Annotated in this window: 17 protein-coding genes; 4 read left to right on the top strand and 13 right to left on the bottom strand. The window is 65.3% G+C overall.

Annotated features, from left to right (window positions below):
- The 3 genes from BM162_RS17720 to BM162_RS17715 form a co-directional block, all read left to right on the top strand.
- On the top strand, positions 1-308 hold a 308-nt coding region (locus tag BM162_RS17720), incomplete at its 5' end, for an integrase core domain-containing protein (RefSeq protein WP_143096200.1).
- A 21-nt stretch (positions 309-329) separates the two neighbouring features.
- Positions 330-500, top strand: a complete 171-nt coding sequence (locus BM162_RS22935) for a hypothetical protein (protein ID WP_177215237.1) — start codon at positions 330-332, stop codon at positions 498-500.
- A complete protein-coding gene (locus BM162_RS17715; RefSeq protein ID WP_093424752.1) occupies positions 500-1,384 on the top strand; it encodes an NAD(P)-dependent oxidoreductase in 885 nt (294 codons plus the stop codon). Before BM162_RS22935 ends, BM162_RS17715 begins: the two co-directional genes overlap by 1 nt.
- 102 nt (positions 1,385-1,486) lie before the next feature.
- Here BM162_RS17715 and BM162_RS17710 read toward each other — a convergent pair whose 3' ends face one another.
- From BM162_RS17710 to BM162_RS17680, 7 genes are all read right to left on the bottom strand, one after another.
- On the bottom strand, positions 1,487-1,903 hold the full coding sequence (locus BM162_RS17710; RefSeq protein WP_143096199.1) for a hypothetical protein: 417 nt from the start codon (positions 1,901-1,903) through the stop codon (positions 1,487-1,489).
- An 8-nt stretch (positions 1,904-1,911) separates the two neighbouring features.
- Entirely contained in the window at positions 1,912-2,781 is an 870-nt protein-coding gene (locus BM162_RS17705; protein WP_093424748.1) for an NAD(P)-dependent oxidoreductase, read from the bottom strand.
- Positions 2,778-3,686, bottom strand: coding sequence for an NAD(P)-dependent oxidoreductase (locus BM162_RS17700; protein WP_093424746.1), 909 nt, complete (start codon positions 3,684-3,686; stop codon positions 2,778-2,780). Before BM162_RS17700 ends, BM162_RS17705 begins: the two co-directional genes overlap by 4 nt.
- Positions 3,676-4,962, bottom strand: coding sequence for a TRAP transporter large permease (locus tag BM162_RS17695; RefSeq protein WP_093424744.1), 1,287 nt, complete (start codon positions 4,960-4,962; stop codon positions 3,676-3,678). Before BM162_RS17695 ends, BM162_RS17700 begins: the two co-directional genes overlap by 11 nt.
- On the bottom strand, positions 4,962-5,519 hold the full coding sequence (locus BM162_RS17690) for a TRAP transporter small permease (protein WP_093424742.1): 558 nt from the start codon (positions 5,517-5,519) through the stop codon (positions 4,962-4,964). The genes BM162_RS17695 and BM162_RS17690 overlap by 1 nt, the downstream gene beginning before the upstream one ends.
- A 67-nt stretch (positions 5,520-5,586) precedes the next feature.
- Positions 5,587-6,573, bottom strand: a complete 987-nt coding sequence (locus tag BM162_RS17685) for a TRAP transporter substrate-binding protein (protein ID WP_218153123.1) — start codon at positions 6,571-6,573, stop codon at positions 5,587-5,589.
- Between the two features lie 58 nt (positions 6,574-6,631).
- Positions 6,632-7,708 (bottom strand): 4-hydroxythreonine-4-phosphate dehydrogenase PdxA, encoded by a 1,077-nt coding sequence (locus BM162_RS17680; protein ID WP_093424740.1) that lies wholly within the window; start codon positions 7,706-7,708, stop codon positions 6,632-6,634.
- Positions 7,709-7,804: 96 nt separating this feature from the next.
- On the opposite strand from BM162_RS17680, the gene BM162_RS17675 reads away from it, so the two are divergent.
- Entirely contained in the window at positions 7,805-8,479 is a 675-nt protein-coding gene (locus tag BM162_RS17675; protein WP_093424739.1) for a GntR family transcriptional regulator, read from the top strand.
- 569 nt (positions 8,480-9,048) lie between these two features.
- Here the strand turns inward: BM162_RS17675 and BM162_RS17670 are convergent.
- The 6 genes from BM162_RS17670 to BM162_RS17645 form a co-directional block, all read right to left on the bottom strand.
- Positions 9,049-9,276 (bottom strand): DUF1127 domain-containing protein, encoded by a 228-nt coding sequence (locus BM162_RS17670; RefSeq protein ID WP_093424737.1) that lies wholly within the window; start codon positions 9,274-9,276, stop codon positions 9,049-9,051.
- 262 nt (positions 9,277-9,538) lie between these two features.
- Complete coding sequence (locus tag BM162_RS17665; protein WP_093424736.1) at positions 9,539-10,810, bottom strand: glycerate kinase type-2 family protein; 1,272 nt, start codon at positions 10,808-10,810, stop codon at positions 9,539-9,541.
- A gap of 9 nt (positions 10,811-10,819) precedes the next feature.
- Positions 10,820-11,794, bottom strand: coding sequence for a D-2-hydroxyacid dehydrogenase (locus tag BM162_RS17660; protein ID WP_093424735.1), 975 nt, complete (start codon positions 11,792-11,794; stop codon positions 10,820-10,822).
- A gap of 137 nt (positions 11,795-11,931) precedes the next feature.
- Positions 11,932-12,636: a GntR family transcriptional regulator gene (locus BM162_RS17655; RefSeq protein ID WP_093424734.1), complete on the bottom strand. Its 705-nt coding sequence runs from the start codon at positions 12,634-12,636 to the stop codon at positions 11,932-11,934.
- Positions 12,633-14,141: a tripartite tricarboxylate transporter permease gene (locus BM162_RS17650; protein ID WP_245759326.1), complete on the bottom strand. Its 1,509-nt coding sequence runs from the start codon at positions 14,139-14,141 to the stop codon at positions 12,633-12,635. The genes BM162_RS17655 and BM162_RS17650 overlap by 4 nt, the downstream gene beginning before the upstream one ends.
- Positions 14,141-14,599, bottom strand: coding sequence for a tripartite tricarboxylate transporter TctB family protein (locus BM162_RS17645; protein ID WP_093424731.1), 459 nt, complete (start codon positions 14,597-14,599; stop codon positions 14,141-14,143). The genes BM162_RS17650 and BM162_RS17645 overlap by 1 nt, the downstream gene beginning before the upstream one ends.
- Positions 14,600-14,611: the final 12 nt, after the last annotated feature.

The raw sequence follows: 14,611 nt of genomic DNA, 5'->3' as shown, positions 1-14,611 counted from the left end.
TCAGATCCGATAACGGGCCCGAGTTCGCCGCCCGAAAGGTCCGTGAATGGATCGAAGCCGTGGGCGCGAAAACTGCCTTCATAGAGCCCGGATCACCGTGGGAGAACGGCTATTGTGAGAGCTTCAACGCCCGCTTCCGCAACGAGCTGCTCGACGGGGAGATCTTCTACTCGCTCCGCGAGGCCCAGATCCTCATCGAACAATGGCGGCGCCACTACAATACCATCCGCCCCCATAGCGCCCTGGGCTACAGACCGCCTGCCCCGGAAGCCATCGTCACCGTCGACCGAAGGAGGGCAATGCATTAACAATCAACCTGGACCACTCGAATGGGGCAGTTCAACTTTCCCGTCGATAGCCTGGTCGGCGAGTTTCGCACGATCTTCGACGGCTTTGCGGCGATTACCGCAGATTTCCCCGAAGCGGAGCGGCGGGCGCTGTTCGCCGCCAACGCTATCGACATCTACCGCATCGAGAACCTGAAACCAGGAGGAACCTGATGGCATTCGGCACGTCCACCCGCGCAGGGCTCGTCGGCCTTGGAATCATGGGCGCGCCGATCGCGCGCCGGCTACGTCAGAAGGGCGTGCCTCTGACGGTCTGGAACCTTGAGCCGGAGCGGTTTGCGGAGGTCGAGGCGTCGGGTGCAGTCTGGGCCGACTCGCCCGCCGAGGTCTGGCGCGCGTCGGAAGTCGTCTTTACCTGCGTCCTCGGCGATGACGCGATCGAGAGCGTCTGTCTCGGCGACCTGGGCTTCGCGCGAGCCGAGGGGGCGTCGCTGCTGGTGGATCTCTCGACGACCTCGCCCGAGGCAACGGAGAAAGTCGGAGCCGGCCTCGCCGAGGCGACCGGGGCAGCGTGGATCGATGCACCGATGTCAGGCGGGCCGCAGGCTGGCGAGGAGGGCAATCTTACGCTTATGATCGGCGGTGAGGAGGAGGCGTGCCAGCGTGTAATGCCGCTCCTCGAGCTGCTCTCGCCCAACATTACGCGGATGGGCGACCTCGGTGCCGGCCAGAAGACCAAGATCGTCAATCAGGCGATCGTCGGCGCGAACTACGTGTTGATGGCCGAGATCCTGGCGGTGATGCGGGCGGCGGGGATGGACCCCAGCCTGTTGCCCGGCGCGCTCAAGGGCGGGATGGCCGACAGCACGATCCTGCAGCGCATCTATACGCAGATGGCGGCCGAGGACTTCGATCCGCCGCGTAGCTATGCGAGGCAGCTCAGCAAGGACCTGAAGTCGGTTGCGAAGTTCGTCGAAGGTCTCGGACTCGACCTGCCGGTGATGCAAACCGGCGTTCACCAGTACCGGGACTGGGCCGAAGCGGGAAACGGCATGGAGGATGGAGCGTCAGTCGCGCGCCTCTACGAGAAAGGCTGAGCGGCCGCAAGATGGCGATCGTTGCGCGAACGGGGCAGTCGCGCCCTCGCCCATCCGCTGCTGGGCGCGGAGAACGAGCCTCAGCATGCCAGATTCAGACTCTCAGCCCGCCACACGCAGCAGCCAATCGCCGAGGTCGCGGGCGATTCCGCGGCACATGGAGCGCTCCTCCGCCGCGCCTCCATGCTTTAGCGATAATCCTCTACCGTTCCGAAGCACCCGCAGCCCGTGGCGAAGGCGAACTTCATCGAACGATCCGTCGGCACAATCACGCAACGCGGCTCCCAGCCGGGCCGCGTCCTGCACGGACAGATTCGCCGAAAACGTTCCGGCCGCGGAAATGATGGTGTCTCCGGTCCTCTCGATGACAAAACCCGGAAGCTCGGCCGGGAGGTGACCGGCCGCGATCTGCGCATTGAGGTATTCACCGATGAGATCGGCGATCGGCATCTGGCGTCTGCGTGACAGCATGCGTAGTTGCTCGGCTCGCTCCTTCGGAACCTTGATGACAGAGCCCATCAGGGCACTCAGGAGGCGTCGGGATGCGGTTTCAGCATCCGGCTGACGAAGGCGTCGCCGCGGCCCTCGGCCACGTGCCGCGCCAGTACGTCGTGCGCCGCGCGCGCGAGTTCGGCACGGGGCCCGAGAGCGGCGACGGCGTAGCGCAGATCCTTCTCGGCGTTGCAGATGGCAAAGCGGCTGCCGTCGAAGTCGCCGCGCAGCGCGGGACCCACTGCTTTTTCGAGCGTGCCCGAGCGGGCGGCACCGGTGCACATCACGTCGTAGAGCGCCTGCCAGTCCACCCCGAGGGTCCGCGCGCCGGAAAATGCCTCGGCCAGAAGCGCCATGGTGCCCTGCGTCACCAGGTTGTTGAGAAGCTTCGCGGTGTGGCCTGCGCCGATGTCGCCGAAGCGGCGCACGACCTTTGAGTAGGTCCTGACCACCGTCTCGACGCGCTCCAGATCGGTCTCGCGGCACCCCACCAGCGATGCAAGTTCACCCGCCTCGGCCTGCGCCGGACCGCCGGTGACGGGGGCGTCGGCGAAGATCGCGCCGTGGTCCGCGACCCGTCCGGCGACACGCCGCGTCACGTCCGGGTCCGAGGTGGTGGCGTCAATCCAGAGGGTGCCGGGGCGCAGCACGGGCAGGATTGTCTCGGAGAGCGCCTCGACCGCTGGGCCGTCGGGCACGCAGGTGAGCACGACCTCGGCCCGGGCGGCGAGATCGGCGGGAGAGGCCGCTTCCTCGGCTCCGGCGGCAATCAGCCGGTCGACGGCGGATCGGCTGCGGTGCGGGGTGACCAGAACGGTGTGGCCCGCCCGAAGCAGACTGGCGGCCATGCCCGCGCCCATCATGCCCGCGCCGAGCACGCCCACCGCGGGCTTTCCGCCGCTCATGCCGAAGCCTCCCCCGGAGCCTCGACGATCCCGTTCAGCCGCTCGATCTCGAGGATCAGCGCGCTGTGGTCGGGATCTCCTTCGTGCTCCGAAAGACTGCGGAACAGCTCGGTCGCGGTCGCCAGGAGCGGCGCCTGGAACTCCATCTCCTCCAGCGCGATACGCGCGTTCTCGAGGTCCTTGAGATGCGTGACGGTGCGGCCGCGCGTGGTGAAGTCGCGCTCCGCCATGCGCGCCCCGTGCAGGTCGAGCACGCGGCTGTCAGCGAAACCGCCCATCAGCGCCTCGCGCAGCTTCGCTGGATCGACGCCGCCGCGGGCGGCCATTGCGAGCGCCTCGGCCACCGCGCCGATGGTGACGGCGACGATCGCCTGGTTGGCCAGCTTGGCCAGTTGCCCGCTTCCTACGGGGCCCAGAAGGCCCGGCCGTCCCAGATGCGCCAGAACCGGCCGGGCGCGGTCGAGATCCGCTGCTGCACCGCCGCACAGGATAGCGAGCGTGCCGCTTTCGGCCCCGACCGTGCCGCCCGACACCGGGGCATCGAGATATCGCGCGCCTTTCTCTGCAAGGCGCCGCGCGTGGTCGCGTGCCTGGTCTGGCCGGATCGAGCTCATGTCGATCACGAGCGCGCCGTCGCGCACCCCCTCCGCAAGGCCGTCCTCGCCGAAAAGGACCTTTTCCACCACCGGCCCGTTCTCGAGCATGGTGATGACAATGTCCGCCGCGCGCCCGGCCTCGGCCGGACTGGCCGCGACGTCGGCGCCCGTGAGCGCCTCGGCCTTTTCGCGGCTGCGGTTCCAGGCGGTTACTGGGTGGCCGGCAGCGATCAGCCGCTCGGCCATGGGCCGGCCCATCAGGCCAATCCCGAGTACCGCGATGCGGGGCAGGGCTGCGCTACTGACCATAGAAGGCCTCCACCAGCGACAGCGGCACCGCGGGAACGTAGGTGACGAGAAGCAGCACCAGCACCAGCACCCCGATGAACGGCAGGTTGGTCTTCGTGGTGCTCCAGACGTCGGTCTTGGCGATCGAGCAGGCGGTGATCAGCACGCTCGCCACCGGCGGGGTCTGCTGGCCGAGCGCGATGTTCAGCGTGATCAGGATGCCGAACTGGATCGGGTCGATGCCCATCTGGTGCACCAGCGGCATGAAGATCGGCACCGTCAGGATGATTGCCGCCGCGCCGTGCAGGACCATGCCCACGAACAGCAGGAAGACGTTGATGATCATCAGCACCAGGATCTTGTTGGTGGTGATGTCGGTAATTCCCGCCGCCAGCCGCTGCGGCAGCTCGGTCTCGGTCAGGTAGAGCCCCAGCACCGCCGAGGCGGCGACGAGCAGCATCACCGTCGCCGTCTGGTTCACCCCGTCGAGCAAGGCGCCGTAGAGCTTCCCGAAGTCGAGTTCGCGGTAGATGAAGAGCCCGATGAAGAGCGAGGCGACGACGGCGAGGCCCGCACCCTCTGTCGCGGTGACGATGCCGCCGAAGATGCCGCCCAGGATGATCACCGGCAGGATCAGGGCCCAAACGGCGTCCTTGGTGGCCTTCCAGAGCCGGCACAGGCTGAAGCCCTCTTCGCGTGGCAGGTCGTAGCGCACTGCAAAGTAATACGAGAGCGCCATCAGCAGGCCGCCGCCGAGAAGGCCCGGCACGATGCCGGCGACGAAAAGCCTGACGATCGAGGTGTCCGACAGCGCGCCGTAGAGGATCATCGGGATCGACGGCGGGATGATGATGGCCAGCGATGCCGAGGAGGAGGTCAGCGCCGCGGCGAAGCGGGGCGCGTATCCCTTCTTCTTCATCGCGGGGATCAGCACCGAGCCCGTCGCGGCCACGTCGGCCACCGCCGAGCCCGAGATCTCGGCGAAGAACAGTGACACGCCCACGTTCACCATGGCGAGCCCGCCGCGCACGAAGCCGATCAGCGCCGAGACGAAGGCGATCAGCCGTGTCGAGATGCCGCCGGTGTTCATCAACGCACCCGCCAGGATAAAGAGCGGGATCGCGATCAGCGGGAAGCTGGTGGCGCCGTCATAAAGCGACAGCGCCGCGTTCAGGAAGCCCAGGTGACCGTTGAGCAGCCAGACCCCGACCAGCGCGCTCGCCAGGATGGCCACCGCGATCGGCAGGCCGATGGCGATCATCATGAACATCGAGAAGAGGATGGAGGCTTCGGTCATCAGGACTGCTCCGCTTTCAGGCGCGAAAGTTCGGTTTCGGCGCGTGCGATCTCGTGCTCGATCTCAACCGACTCAGGATCGCGACCGGCGCGCACATCGGAAAGCCGCTCGACCATGGTCAGCAGGCGCCCGACGATCATCAGCGCCGCGCTCACCGGCAGGATCGACTGCACCAGGCTGCGCGGCACAAAGCGGAGCGTTGTCATGGTTTCGTTGCCGAAGATCTCAAGGATCGCCCAGCCCGCCCAGGCGGTGATGGCGAACGTGGCGAGGAAGATCGCCTCGCAGATCCAGAACAGCGTCAGTCGCCCCGCCAGGGGCAGCCCGAAGAGCAGTCCGCTGAAGCCCAGATGCGCATTGCGCAGCCCGGCGAGCGCGGCGCCGGTGAAGGTGATCCACGCCAGCAGCAGGACCGCGACCTCGTCGTACCAGATCAGAGAGTTGCCGGAGTAGCGGAACGCCACCCCCAGAAGAACGACGCAGGCGAGCGTGACGATCATCAGGATCGTCGCGGCCTGCAGCGCGACGTCGAGAAGGCGCGTGAGGCGTGCCGTCATGTCGAGGTGTCTTTCCCGGGATAATGTGAAAAGGGGCGCAGCCGTCCAGCCGCGCCCCGATCGAAGCTCAGGAGCCTTCGCCATCGGCGAGCGAGAGAACCTGGTCGATCATCTCCTGGCCACCCTCGACCTCGGTCGCGAACTTCTCGTAGAGCGGCTTCGATGCTTCAACGAACGCGGCCCGGTCGGCGGTGTTCACCTTCATGCCGCCAGCCTTCAGCTCCTCGAGCAGCGCACCGTCCTGGCTCTCGCCCTGTTCGCGCGCCCAAAGCGCGACCTCTTGCGCAGTCTCGGTCAGCACATCCTGGATTTCCGGGTCGAGCTTCTCGAAGGCCGCCACGCCCACGGTCGGGTAGGCGGGCGAGTAGACGTGGCCCGACATCGACAGGTATTCCTGCACCTCGTCGAGCTTGCCGCCGACGATGTTGGTCAGCGGGTTCTCCTGCCCGTCGATCACCCCGGTTTGCAGCGCCACGAAGACCTCGGAGAAGGCCATCGGCGTCGGGTTGGCACCGTACTCGTCGAACATGGCGACGCGCCACGACGAGTTCGGGGTCCGGATCTTCAGCCCCTCGAGGTCGGCGGGCGTGTTGATCGGGCGCTCGTTGTTGGTGATCTGGCGGAAGCCGTTCTCCCAGACCGCCAGCGGGCGGTAGCCTTGTGCCTCGGCGGCCGGCACCAGCACGTCCTTGAAGAACGTCTCGTCGATCCGGGCCAGGTGGTCACGGTCGGCGACGAGGAACGGCAGGTCGAAGATCGCGTATTCGGGCGCGATCTCGGGCATGATCGAAGAGGGCAGCGTCAGGTGCATCGTGCCCAGCTTGATCTTCTGGAGCATGTCCTTGTCTTTGCCGAGCTGCGAGCTGTCGAAGACTTTCACGACGGCGGTATCGCCCAGCTTCTCGTTGGCGCGGCGGGCGAACTCGCTCGCCGACTGCTCCTGAAGCGAGCCGGTGGCGGCGCTGATGCCGAAGATGATTTCTTCCTGTGCCGAGGCCGTCCCCGCCATGACGGCGAGCGCCGCGGCGCCGAAGATCGCGCTTTTGAGTTCCAATGGTCTTCCTCCCTTGAGTTGGTGGCGGCGCGGCCGCCGGTCGAAAACGTCGATACGCTCAGGTCCCGGTCGCAACCTCCCGCACCGGTCCCCGGAAGAGCGCGGTCAAATCCGCGGGCGCGACGCGCTCCCCGTCTCGAGCGTTGCGGCCCGCCAGCCGGCGGCCGAGCGCTACCGCGTTGAAGGTCGCCCCGGTGTCGGCCACGCCCTTGCCCGCGATGTCGTAGGCGGTGCCGTGGGCCGGGGTGACAATCGGGAACGGGTAGCCCGCGATCAGCGTCACGCCGCGGTCGAAGCCCATGAGCTTCATCGCGATCTGGCCCTGGTCGTGGTACATGGTCATCACGGCGTCGAACTCGCCCTTCACGGCGCGCACGAAGACGGTGTCCGACGGGATGGGTCCGGTGACGGCCATCTGCCGTTCCTGCGCGCGTTGCACCGCCGGCAGCAGCACGTCCTCGTCCTCGGTCCCGAAGTTGCGCCCGTCGCCCGCGTGCGGGTTCAGCGCCGCGACCCCGATGCGCGGGCGCTCGAAGCCCGCACCTTCCATGGTCTCGACAGTCAGGCAGAGCGCCTGGAAGATGCGGTCGGTGGTCAAGGCGTCGGCCACCTCGCGCAGCGGGATGTGCGAGGTGACCCGCGCGTTCCAGACCTCGTCGAGCACGTTGAACTCGCGCCCGCTGCGGGGGGCGTCGATGGTCTCGTTGATGAAGCCGATCTCGTCCACGTAGTCGGCCTTGGCCAGCCGCATTCCGTGCTTGTTGAACGGCGTGAAGAACACCGCGTCGGCCAGCCCCGCGTTCGCCACCCTGAGCGCCGCGGCGAAATTCTCCAGCGCGGCGGCGCCAGCGACTTTGCTCGACTGGCCAAGCGTGACCGCATCCGGGTCGCAGTTGCCCATGTCCACCAGCACCGTGCCCTCCGGCAGACCCTGCGCCGCATCTTCGGGAGTGAGTGTGGGAAGGTCGACCTCCACCCCCGCGTGCCGTGCACCCATGGCGAGAACCCGGGCGTCGCCGATGACGATCATGTCGCCGCGGTTGACCTCCGGGTCCGCGAGAACGCGGGCGCTGAGTTCCGTGCTGATCCCCCCGGCATCGCCGATGGCGAAAGCGACTCGCTGTTGGTGAATCATGTATTTCCTCACTTTGTATACGAAATACATTGCAGAGAGTCGCAGGCCGAGGCAAGAGGCTTTATAGTGATGCGAAACCTGAACCCGGGGAGAAGCATGGAGAATCCTGGCGTCGTGGCCGGTGGCCCTGTGGCGATCCGCAAGCAGACCCTTCACGATCAGGTCGCCAACCGCATTCGCGACCTGATCATCGAGGGCTACCTTGAGCCGGGCAGCCGGATCGACGAAACCGGCCTGATCGAACAACTCGAGGTCTCGCGCACGCCGTTCCGCGAGGCGTTGCGCACGCTGGCGGCCGAGGGATTGGTGATCATCCGCCCGTCCAAGGGCGCGGTCGTGCGCAAGCTCACGCCGCAGGACGTCTTCTCGATGCTCGAGGTGCTCGCCCATCTGGAGAAGCTCGCCGGGAAACTGACCTGCGAGCGCGCCAGCGACGACGACATCACCGCTCTCATGGCGCTGCACAATGAGATGCTGGACCTATACGAGAAGCGCGAGCGGCTGGCCTATTACAAGCTGAACCAGGCGTTCCATTCTCGCTTGGCCGAGTTGACCGGGAACGAGACGCTGCAGGAGATGCAGCGCAACATCCAGGCCCGACTCAAGCGCATCCGCTTCATCGGCAACCGCAGCCCGGACTATTGGGCTGCCGCCGTCGCCGAGCACGAGCAGATGGCGCAAGCGCTCTCCCGTCGCGACGGCGATGCCTTGGGCGAGGTTATGGCTCGGCACCTCATGAACACCTGGGAGCGCGTGAAGGACAGCGTCTGAGGCGGCCGCACCGGGCGAGGGAAGACAGCCTGACGACGAGCAGGAGCGGTCTACTCCAATAACCGAAATGCCTCTATCGCACCGAGCGCCGAGAAGATGCTGAAGATGCTGTTGAGCGAGCTGCGCAGTCTGACATCCGCCCGGCGCCGTAGGGGACGCGAGGCGCATCAAGCGGTGGATGATACGACGCGTGCAAACGGGCCCGACAGCGGGTCATCAGGGCGGACGGGGCGCGGTGCGTTTCGATCCGCCCGAGGCGGCGGCTCGGTGCGGGTGTTATGTCATTTTGACTGGAGGTTGCAGCAGACTCGGTCGCCCTCTTCCAAGGGAACTCTGCGAAGGTGATGGCAACGCGCGAGCGCCGAAGGCAGCCTCGGGTGCGGGCACTTCCCGGGAGGAATGCGGCGACGCCAGGGAGGAGGAGGGCGCCGCCGCTCTTTCACGAACATGCGTCAGGGAGGGAAGGGCTGTTCGGAACCGATGGAGCATTCGAACTCCAGAAAGGCGCGGCGACATTAGCAGGGTGAAGCTGCCGCGCTCAGGGTAGAGGAGTGCTCTCTGATCCCAAGTTATTTAGCGCAAGCCGCCTCGCAGGCGACGCGGTGGATGTCGTACCGGCTGAGGTTGAGATCGGCCAGTTCGCGATCACTCATCGCCTCGAGCTCCGTCAGCGTCTGGCAGTAGATACGGTAGGTCTCAATGTGGGTGCCGACCCGTTCAAAGAAGACCTTCACAGAAGTCGCGAGGCGATCCGTGAAGCCGCTCTCGAAGCTCGAAGTTTGCTGTACGTAAGCCATGGGCGATCACCATTTTCCTGTAAGTCTGCAGCTCTTGTCGATTGGCCTAATAACTATGCGCCCTGGCGCCTCCCACAACGCACAAACAGGTCTTGCTGCTATGCAGCAATTACATAAGTGACATTGACCTACTGGAGCCATGGGTGCAGCGACGCACGGCGCCTAAGCTGGGGCAACCTTACTCGCGATTGGGCGGGGCAAGCTGCAACAAGGCTGGGCGTCAGTCGCCTGAGAGCCGTGATCGGCTCCTGCCATGTGAATTCTAATGTCGCGCGGCGACAAGGATCGCACGGAAGTCGTTGACGTTCGTTCCGGTGGGGCCGGGCTCGAAGAGTTCGCCGGCCGCGGCAAATGCGGTCCACGAGTCGTTGCTCAACAGGAATTCTTGCGGATCATGGCCCCCGGCCCTGATCCGCGAGAGGGTCCGTGCATCGGCGAATGCGCCCGCGTTCCGCTCCGAGCCGTCGATGCCGTCGGTGTCGGCAGCCAAGGCGGATACGTCCTCGACCCCCTCCAGTTCGAGCGCCAACGCCAGAAGAAATTCCCCATTCGGTCCGCCACGCCCCTTTCCGCGAAGGGTCACCGTTGCTTCACCGCCCGACAACAGGACGACCGGGCTGCGAAAGGGGCGGCCCCTCAGCGCAACTTCCCGGGCAATCGCGGCATGCGTCCTCCCGAGTTCCCGGGCTTCGCCCTCCATGCTGTCGGACAAGATGACAGCAGGTAAGCCGATCTTCTCGGCGAGACCGGCTGCTGCCTCGAGCGACTTTCCGGCCGAGGAAAGCAACGAAACCTCATGTCTGCGGAAATCGGGATCGTCGGGACGCGGGGCCTCCTCGGCCTCCTCGAGCGCCCGTTGCAGACCTTCGGGAAGCGCAACATCGTAGCGCCGGAGCCAGTCGAGCGCATCGGCCCGTGTGGTGTGGCTGGGTATTGTGGGCCCGGAGGCCACTTCGGCCGGATCATCCCCCGGGACGTCAGAGACAACCAGGGAAACCACGCGCGCAGGGGCCGCGGCCTGCGCCAGTCGCCCTCCCTTGATCCGTGAGAAGTGCTTTCGGACCGTGTTCATCCCGCCAATGGGCATGCCGCTGCGCAGGAGAGTCTCCGCCAGCACCTGCTCGTCCGAGAGGGAGAACCCGTCCGGGGGCAACGGCAGCAGCGCCGATCCTCCGCCGCACAGCAACGCGATGACGAGGTCGTCCGGGCCGAGGTCCGCGACCATGGACATCATTTTTTCGGCTGCGCACAGACCCGCTTCGTCGGGGACGGGATGCCCCGCCTCGGCTACCTCAACCTTCTCGCAGGAAACCCCGAACCCATAGCGCGTGACGACGAAGCCCTCGAAGGGGCCTGTCCAGTGACGTTCAAATACCCGGGCAAGCTGAGCGGCCCCTTTCCCGGCACCGATGACGACCGTGCGGCCCGGCGGCGGTGAAGGAAGCGCTGCGGGCAGCGTCAGCTCGGGCTGAGCCGCCGCGACGGCCGCCTCGAAAAGCTCTCGCAAGAAGTGGCGCGGCTCAAGGCGATCCATGCCCATTCTTCAAACGACGACGTTCTTCGGACTGCCCTGCATGAAGGCGTCGATATTGTCGATGAGCTGGTCGGCGAGTGCCTGGATCGCCTCGCGGCTTGCCCAGGCGACGTGGGGCGTGACGATGACGTTGTCGCGCGAGGCGATCCGCCGCATGACGTGATCCTCGCCCGGCGGCTCGGTGGTGACGACATCGAAGCCCGCACCGGAAATGCGGCCGGCGTCGAGTGCCCGCTCCAGGGCGACCTCATCGACAAGGCCGCCTCGGGCTGTATTTAGCAACAGCGGCCGGCGTTCCATCATGCCGAACTCGGCGTCGGAGATGAGGTTTTTCGTGGACGGGAGCAATGGGCAGTGAAGCGTAATGACGTCACTGATCCGCATAACCTCCTCGAACGGCGTATAGAGCGGGCCCATTCCTTCGACGCCCTTGTAGCTCGAGAACAGAACACGCATCCCGAAGGCCTCGGCGATGCGGCCGACCGACTTCCCAAGAAGACCGTCGCCGACGACGCCGATGGTTTTTCCGGAAAGATCGGCGATTGGATAGTCGAAATAGCAGAATTGATCCGCCTCTTCCCAGCGGCCTTCGATTATCGATTGACGATACGGCACGATGCTGCGCTGGAGGGCCAGGAGCAGCGCGAAGGTATGCTCCGGCACCGTGTTGCCAGCATAGGCGCGGATGTTGCAGACCGTGATGCCCCGGTCGCGGCACGCATCCAGGTCAATCCGGTCGTACCCCGTAGCCGCAACCGCGATCAGCTTGAGTCGTGGCGCGGCGGCAAGAACTTCGGCGTCGAGCGGCACCTTGTTGGTGATGACGATGTCAGCTTCGGAGATCCGTTCGGCAACCTCGCCTGGCTTAGTCCGGTCGTGCTCGATCAGTTTCGCAGGGAAGGCAGGCTCCCGGATCGTCGTCTCCGGCGACAGCGTTGCCCGGTCCAGGAAGACGATGCGGGTGACTGGGGTGGATGCGGACATCAGATAGCCTCCGCGATGATTGTTGTTGTGGCAATGCGCATTCAGGTTTCCTCGCAGGACGTTCCCGGCTTGGTGTTTCGCCGCTGCCAGCCGGATCGCCGTTGTCCAGTTGATCTTCGGCGGAGCGAAGCGGTGCGTCAGTCCGACACGGCCGTTGCGGGAGCAAGATCCGGGGCCTCACTCTTCTCCGGATCTCTGGCCGCCTTTTCCTGCGACTTGCGGAATCGCATGATTGCCCCCTGCAAGTGGCACTCCATTGCAGCCCGGGCCCAGCGTTCGTTTCCGGCTTTGAGAGCGGAAAGGATCTCCTCGTGCTGGCGGATGCTCTCGTACATCTCGTCCTCCGAGTAGATGTAGAACCCCCGTATCACCATCGGGTAGTCGAGCAGACTGCGGCCGTAATGCGCGAGATGGGTGCTGCCGCAGTTCTCGTAGACAGCCAGATGAAAGGCGAAGTTTGCCTCGTGCATCACGTCCAGGGCGCCTTCACCGTGTTCACCCATCGCCCGGCGAATGCGCTCGTTCTGCGCCTCCATTTCGTCGAGAGCCGCCGGTGATATCGCCTTTGCAGTACGACCCGTTGCGTGGCTCTCCACGAGCATTCTCAGCTCGAAGATTTCCTCCCGGTCCTCATCGGTCCATTCGCGAACGATCGCCCCGCGATTGGCTTCATATTCGAGCAGCCCCTCCGCCACGAGCCTCTGGATCGCAGCACGCACCGGTGTGCGACTGATATTGAATTCGCCCGCGACGGCCTGTTCACGAAGCTTGAAGCCGGGGGGATAGTGCCCCCCGACAAGACGCTGCCTCAGCCTCGTCAGGATGTCTTCGAGAACCGTCATGACGCTTCAGCACCCGTGCGCGCCGCCCGCCGCGACTGGATCGCCTTCCAGAGGGGAGAGAGAACGGCGATGATCGTAAGAGCAGCCAGCATCCAGGAGATCGGACCAGCGAGCAAGACGCTCATGTCGCCGCCGGAGATGAGCAGTGCTCGGCGCAGGGACTCCTCGGCTATCGGCCCGAGGATTACGGCAAGAACAGCCGGGGCGGTCGGGATGGCCAGTCTCTCCATCAGGAAGCCAAGTGCCCCGAACCCGAGCATCAGCCAGACCTCGAACATCGAATTGTGGATCGAGTACACACCCACGATCGTCAGACCGAGCACGAAGGGGCCGAGGAGTTTCCCGGGCATTCGGAGTACGTTCACGTAGAGGCGCGAGCCGAATTTCCCGATCACCCACATGAACCCGGCGGTCACCAGCATCGTGAGCATGAAGCCGTAGACGACATCGGCGTTGGCCCGGAACAGCTCCGGTCCCGGACGGAGTCCGTGGACAAGAAGCGCGCCGAGAACGACCGCCGCCACGGCGTTTCCGGGGATGCCGAGCGTCAGTGCGGGGATCAGCGTGGCACCGGTATCGGCGTTGTTGGCGCACTCAGGCGCTGCAATGCCATCTGGTTCGCCTGTCCCATAGGCTCCAGGATTCTTCGTCCAGCGTCGCTGTTCGTTCCACGCGAGGAGCGCAGCGATGTTGCCCCCGAGAGCCGGAATAAGTCCGATTACCAAGCCGATGACCGAGGACCGGATCCAGACGGGTACCAGCGTGTGCCAGGGAAACTTCGCCCGCGAGCCCGAGACGTCGATGTGACCGGCGGCAATACCGGCTTTACCTGTCATCAGGTCGATCGCCGGCGGGATGGCGTAGAGCCCGGTCAGGATCACGATGATGTTGACCCCGCTGAGGAGATCGGGCGTGTCAAAGGTGAACCGTTGGTTGCCCGTCAGAGCGTCAATCCCGATGAGGCCGACAAACAGACCCAGGCATGCGCTGAGAAAGCCCTTCACCGGATTTCCCGCGAGAAGAACCGAAATCGCGGTCAGGCCGAAAACGGCGAGCCAGAAATAATCCGCCTGCCCGAATTTCAAGGCGATCGCCGCGAGTGGGGGGGCGAGAAGAAGAAGCGCGATCGCGCTCACGGCGCTGCCGAGGGACGACGAGACCAGCGAAATATCAAGCGCCAGTTTCGGGTTGCCTTTCTTGGCCATTTCATGACCATCGAACACCGTCGCAATCCCGGCGGGCGTGCCCGGAATGCGGAGGAGGATGGCGGGAATCGATCCGCCATACATCGCACCATTGTAGATGCCGGCGACCATTCCCAGTGCCACCAGTGGCTCCAGCGAGAAGGTCAGCGGGATGAGGACCGCGATGCCCATCGTCGCCGACAGACCTGGCAGCGCACCCACACCGATGCCAACCACCGTTCCGATGAACATGGCGATGATCACCGGGATCGTGAACACGCCGGGAGCGGCCGATGCAATCGCCGAGAAAATTTCCATCATCAGCCTCCGATCAGCGAGAGGAGAAGGTCATCGGGCAACGGGACCGAGAGAAGGCCCCGAAAGACGCCGTAGAGAACGACAACGAAGCCGATGGTCGCTGCTACGAGCACCTTCGCATTACGGTATCCCCCGATGAAGGCGAGAGCGGGCACCACGAGAATGGTGGTGGTGAAAAAGCCGATGCGGGACATCAGGTAGACGTAGGCGACCGCGGCGAAGCAGAGCACGCTGAACCTCGCGACCTTCCGACCATCCAGCTCGACGCGCTTGCCGGTTCCGCGCACGACGGCGACAGCCGAGGTTGCAAGCCAGATTGCGCTCAGCGCAGAGGCGAGCGCGGTGACGGTGACGGGCATAATCGCCCCCTGATTACGGAAGCCTAAGCTTTCAACGAGACCCGCTGCGGACGCCGCAAGGACCACGAGCGCCGTGACGCATTCGAAGGCTGATCGGTTCATGGTCTCCCCCCA

The organism is Tranquillimonas alkanivorans, from assembly GCF_900115595.1.
GTDB lineage: Bacteria > Pseudomonadota > Alphaproteobacteria > Rhodobacterales > Rhodobacteraceae > Tranquillimonas > Tranquillimonas alkanivorans.
Note: the sequence above shows the minus strand (reverse complement) of the source record. Positions and strands in the feature narration are given on the sequence as shown.

Bases quoted from the DNA above. Each gene is read 5' to 3' on its own strand.
- BM162_RS17715 (WP_093424752.1), top strand. From the start codon at position 500: ATGGCATTCGGCACGTCCACCCGCGCAGGGCTCGTCGGCCTTGGAATC.
- BM162_RS17690 (WP_093424742.1), bottom strand. From the start codon at position 5,519: ATGACGGCACGCCTCACGCGCCTTCTCGACGTCGCGCTGCAGGCCGCG.
- BM162_RS17705 (WP_093424748.1), bottom strand. From the start codon at position 2,781: ATGAGCGGCGGAAAGCCCGCGGTGGGCGTGCTCGGCGCGGGCATGATG.
- BM162_RS17650 (WP_245759326.1), bottom strand. From the start codon at position 14,141: ATGATGGAAATTTTCTCGGCGATTGCATCGGCCGCTCCCGGCGTGTTC.
- BM162_RS17710 (WP_143096199.1), bottom strand. From the start codon at position 1,903: ATGGGCTCTGTCATCAAGGTTCCGAAGGAGCGAGCCGAGCAACTACGC.
- BM162_RS17680 (WP_093424740.1), bottom strand. From the start codon at position 7,708: ATGATTCACCAACAGCGAGTCGCTTTCGCCATCGGCGATGCCGGGGGG.
- BM162_RS17660 (WP_093424735.1), bottom strand. From the start codon at position 11,794: ATGTCCGCATCCACCCCAGTCACCCGCATCGTCTTCCTGGACCGGGCA.
- BM162_RS17675 (WP_093424739.1), top strand. From the start codon at position 7,805: ATGGAGAATCCTGGCGTCGTGGCCGGTGGCCCTGTGGCGATCCGCAAG.
- BM162_RS17700 (WP_093424746.1), bottom strand. From the start codon at position 3,686: ATGGTCAGTAGCGCAGCCCTGCCCCGCATCGCGGTACTCGGGATTGGC.
- BM162_RS17695 (WP_093424744.1), bottom strand. From the start codon at position 4,962: ATGACCGAAGCCTCCATCCTCTTCTCGATGTTCATGATGATCGCCATC.
- BM162_RS17645 (WP_093424731.1), bottom strand. From the start codon at position 14,599: ATGAACCGATCAGCCTTCGAATGCGTCACGGCGCTCGTGGTCCTTGCG.
- BM162_RS17665 (WP_093424736.1), bottom strand. From the start codon at position 10,810: ATGGATCGCCTTGAGCCGCGCCACTTCTTGCGAGAGCTTTTCGAGGCG.
- BM162_RS17655 (WP_093424734.1), bottom strand. From the start codon at position 12,636: ATGACGGTTCTCGAAGACATCCTGACGAGGCTGAGGCAGCGTCTTGTC.
- BM162_RS22935 (WP_177215237.1), top strand. From the start codon at position 330: ATGGGGCAGTTCAACTTTCCCGTCGATAGCCTGGTCGGCGAGTTTCGC.
- BM162_RS17670 (WP_093424737.1), bottom strand. From the start codon at position 9,276: ATGGCTTACGTACAGCAAACTTCGAGCTTCGAGAGCGGCTTCACGGAT.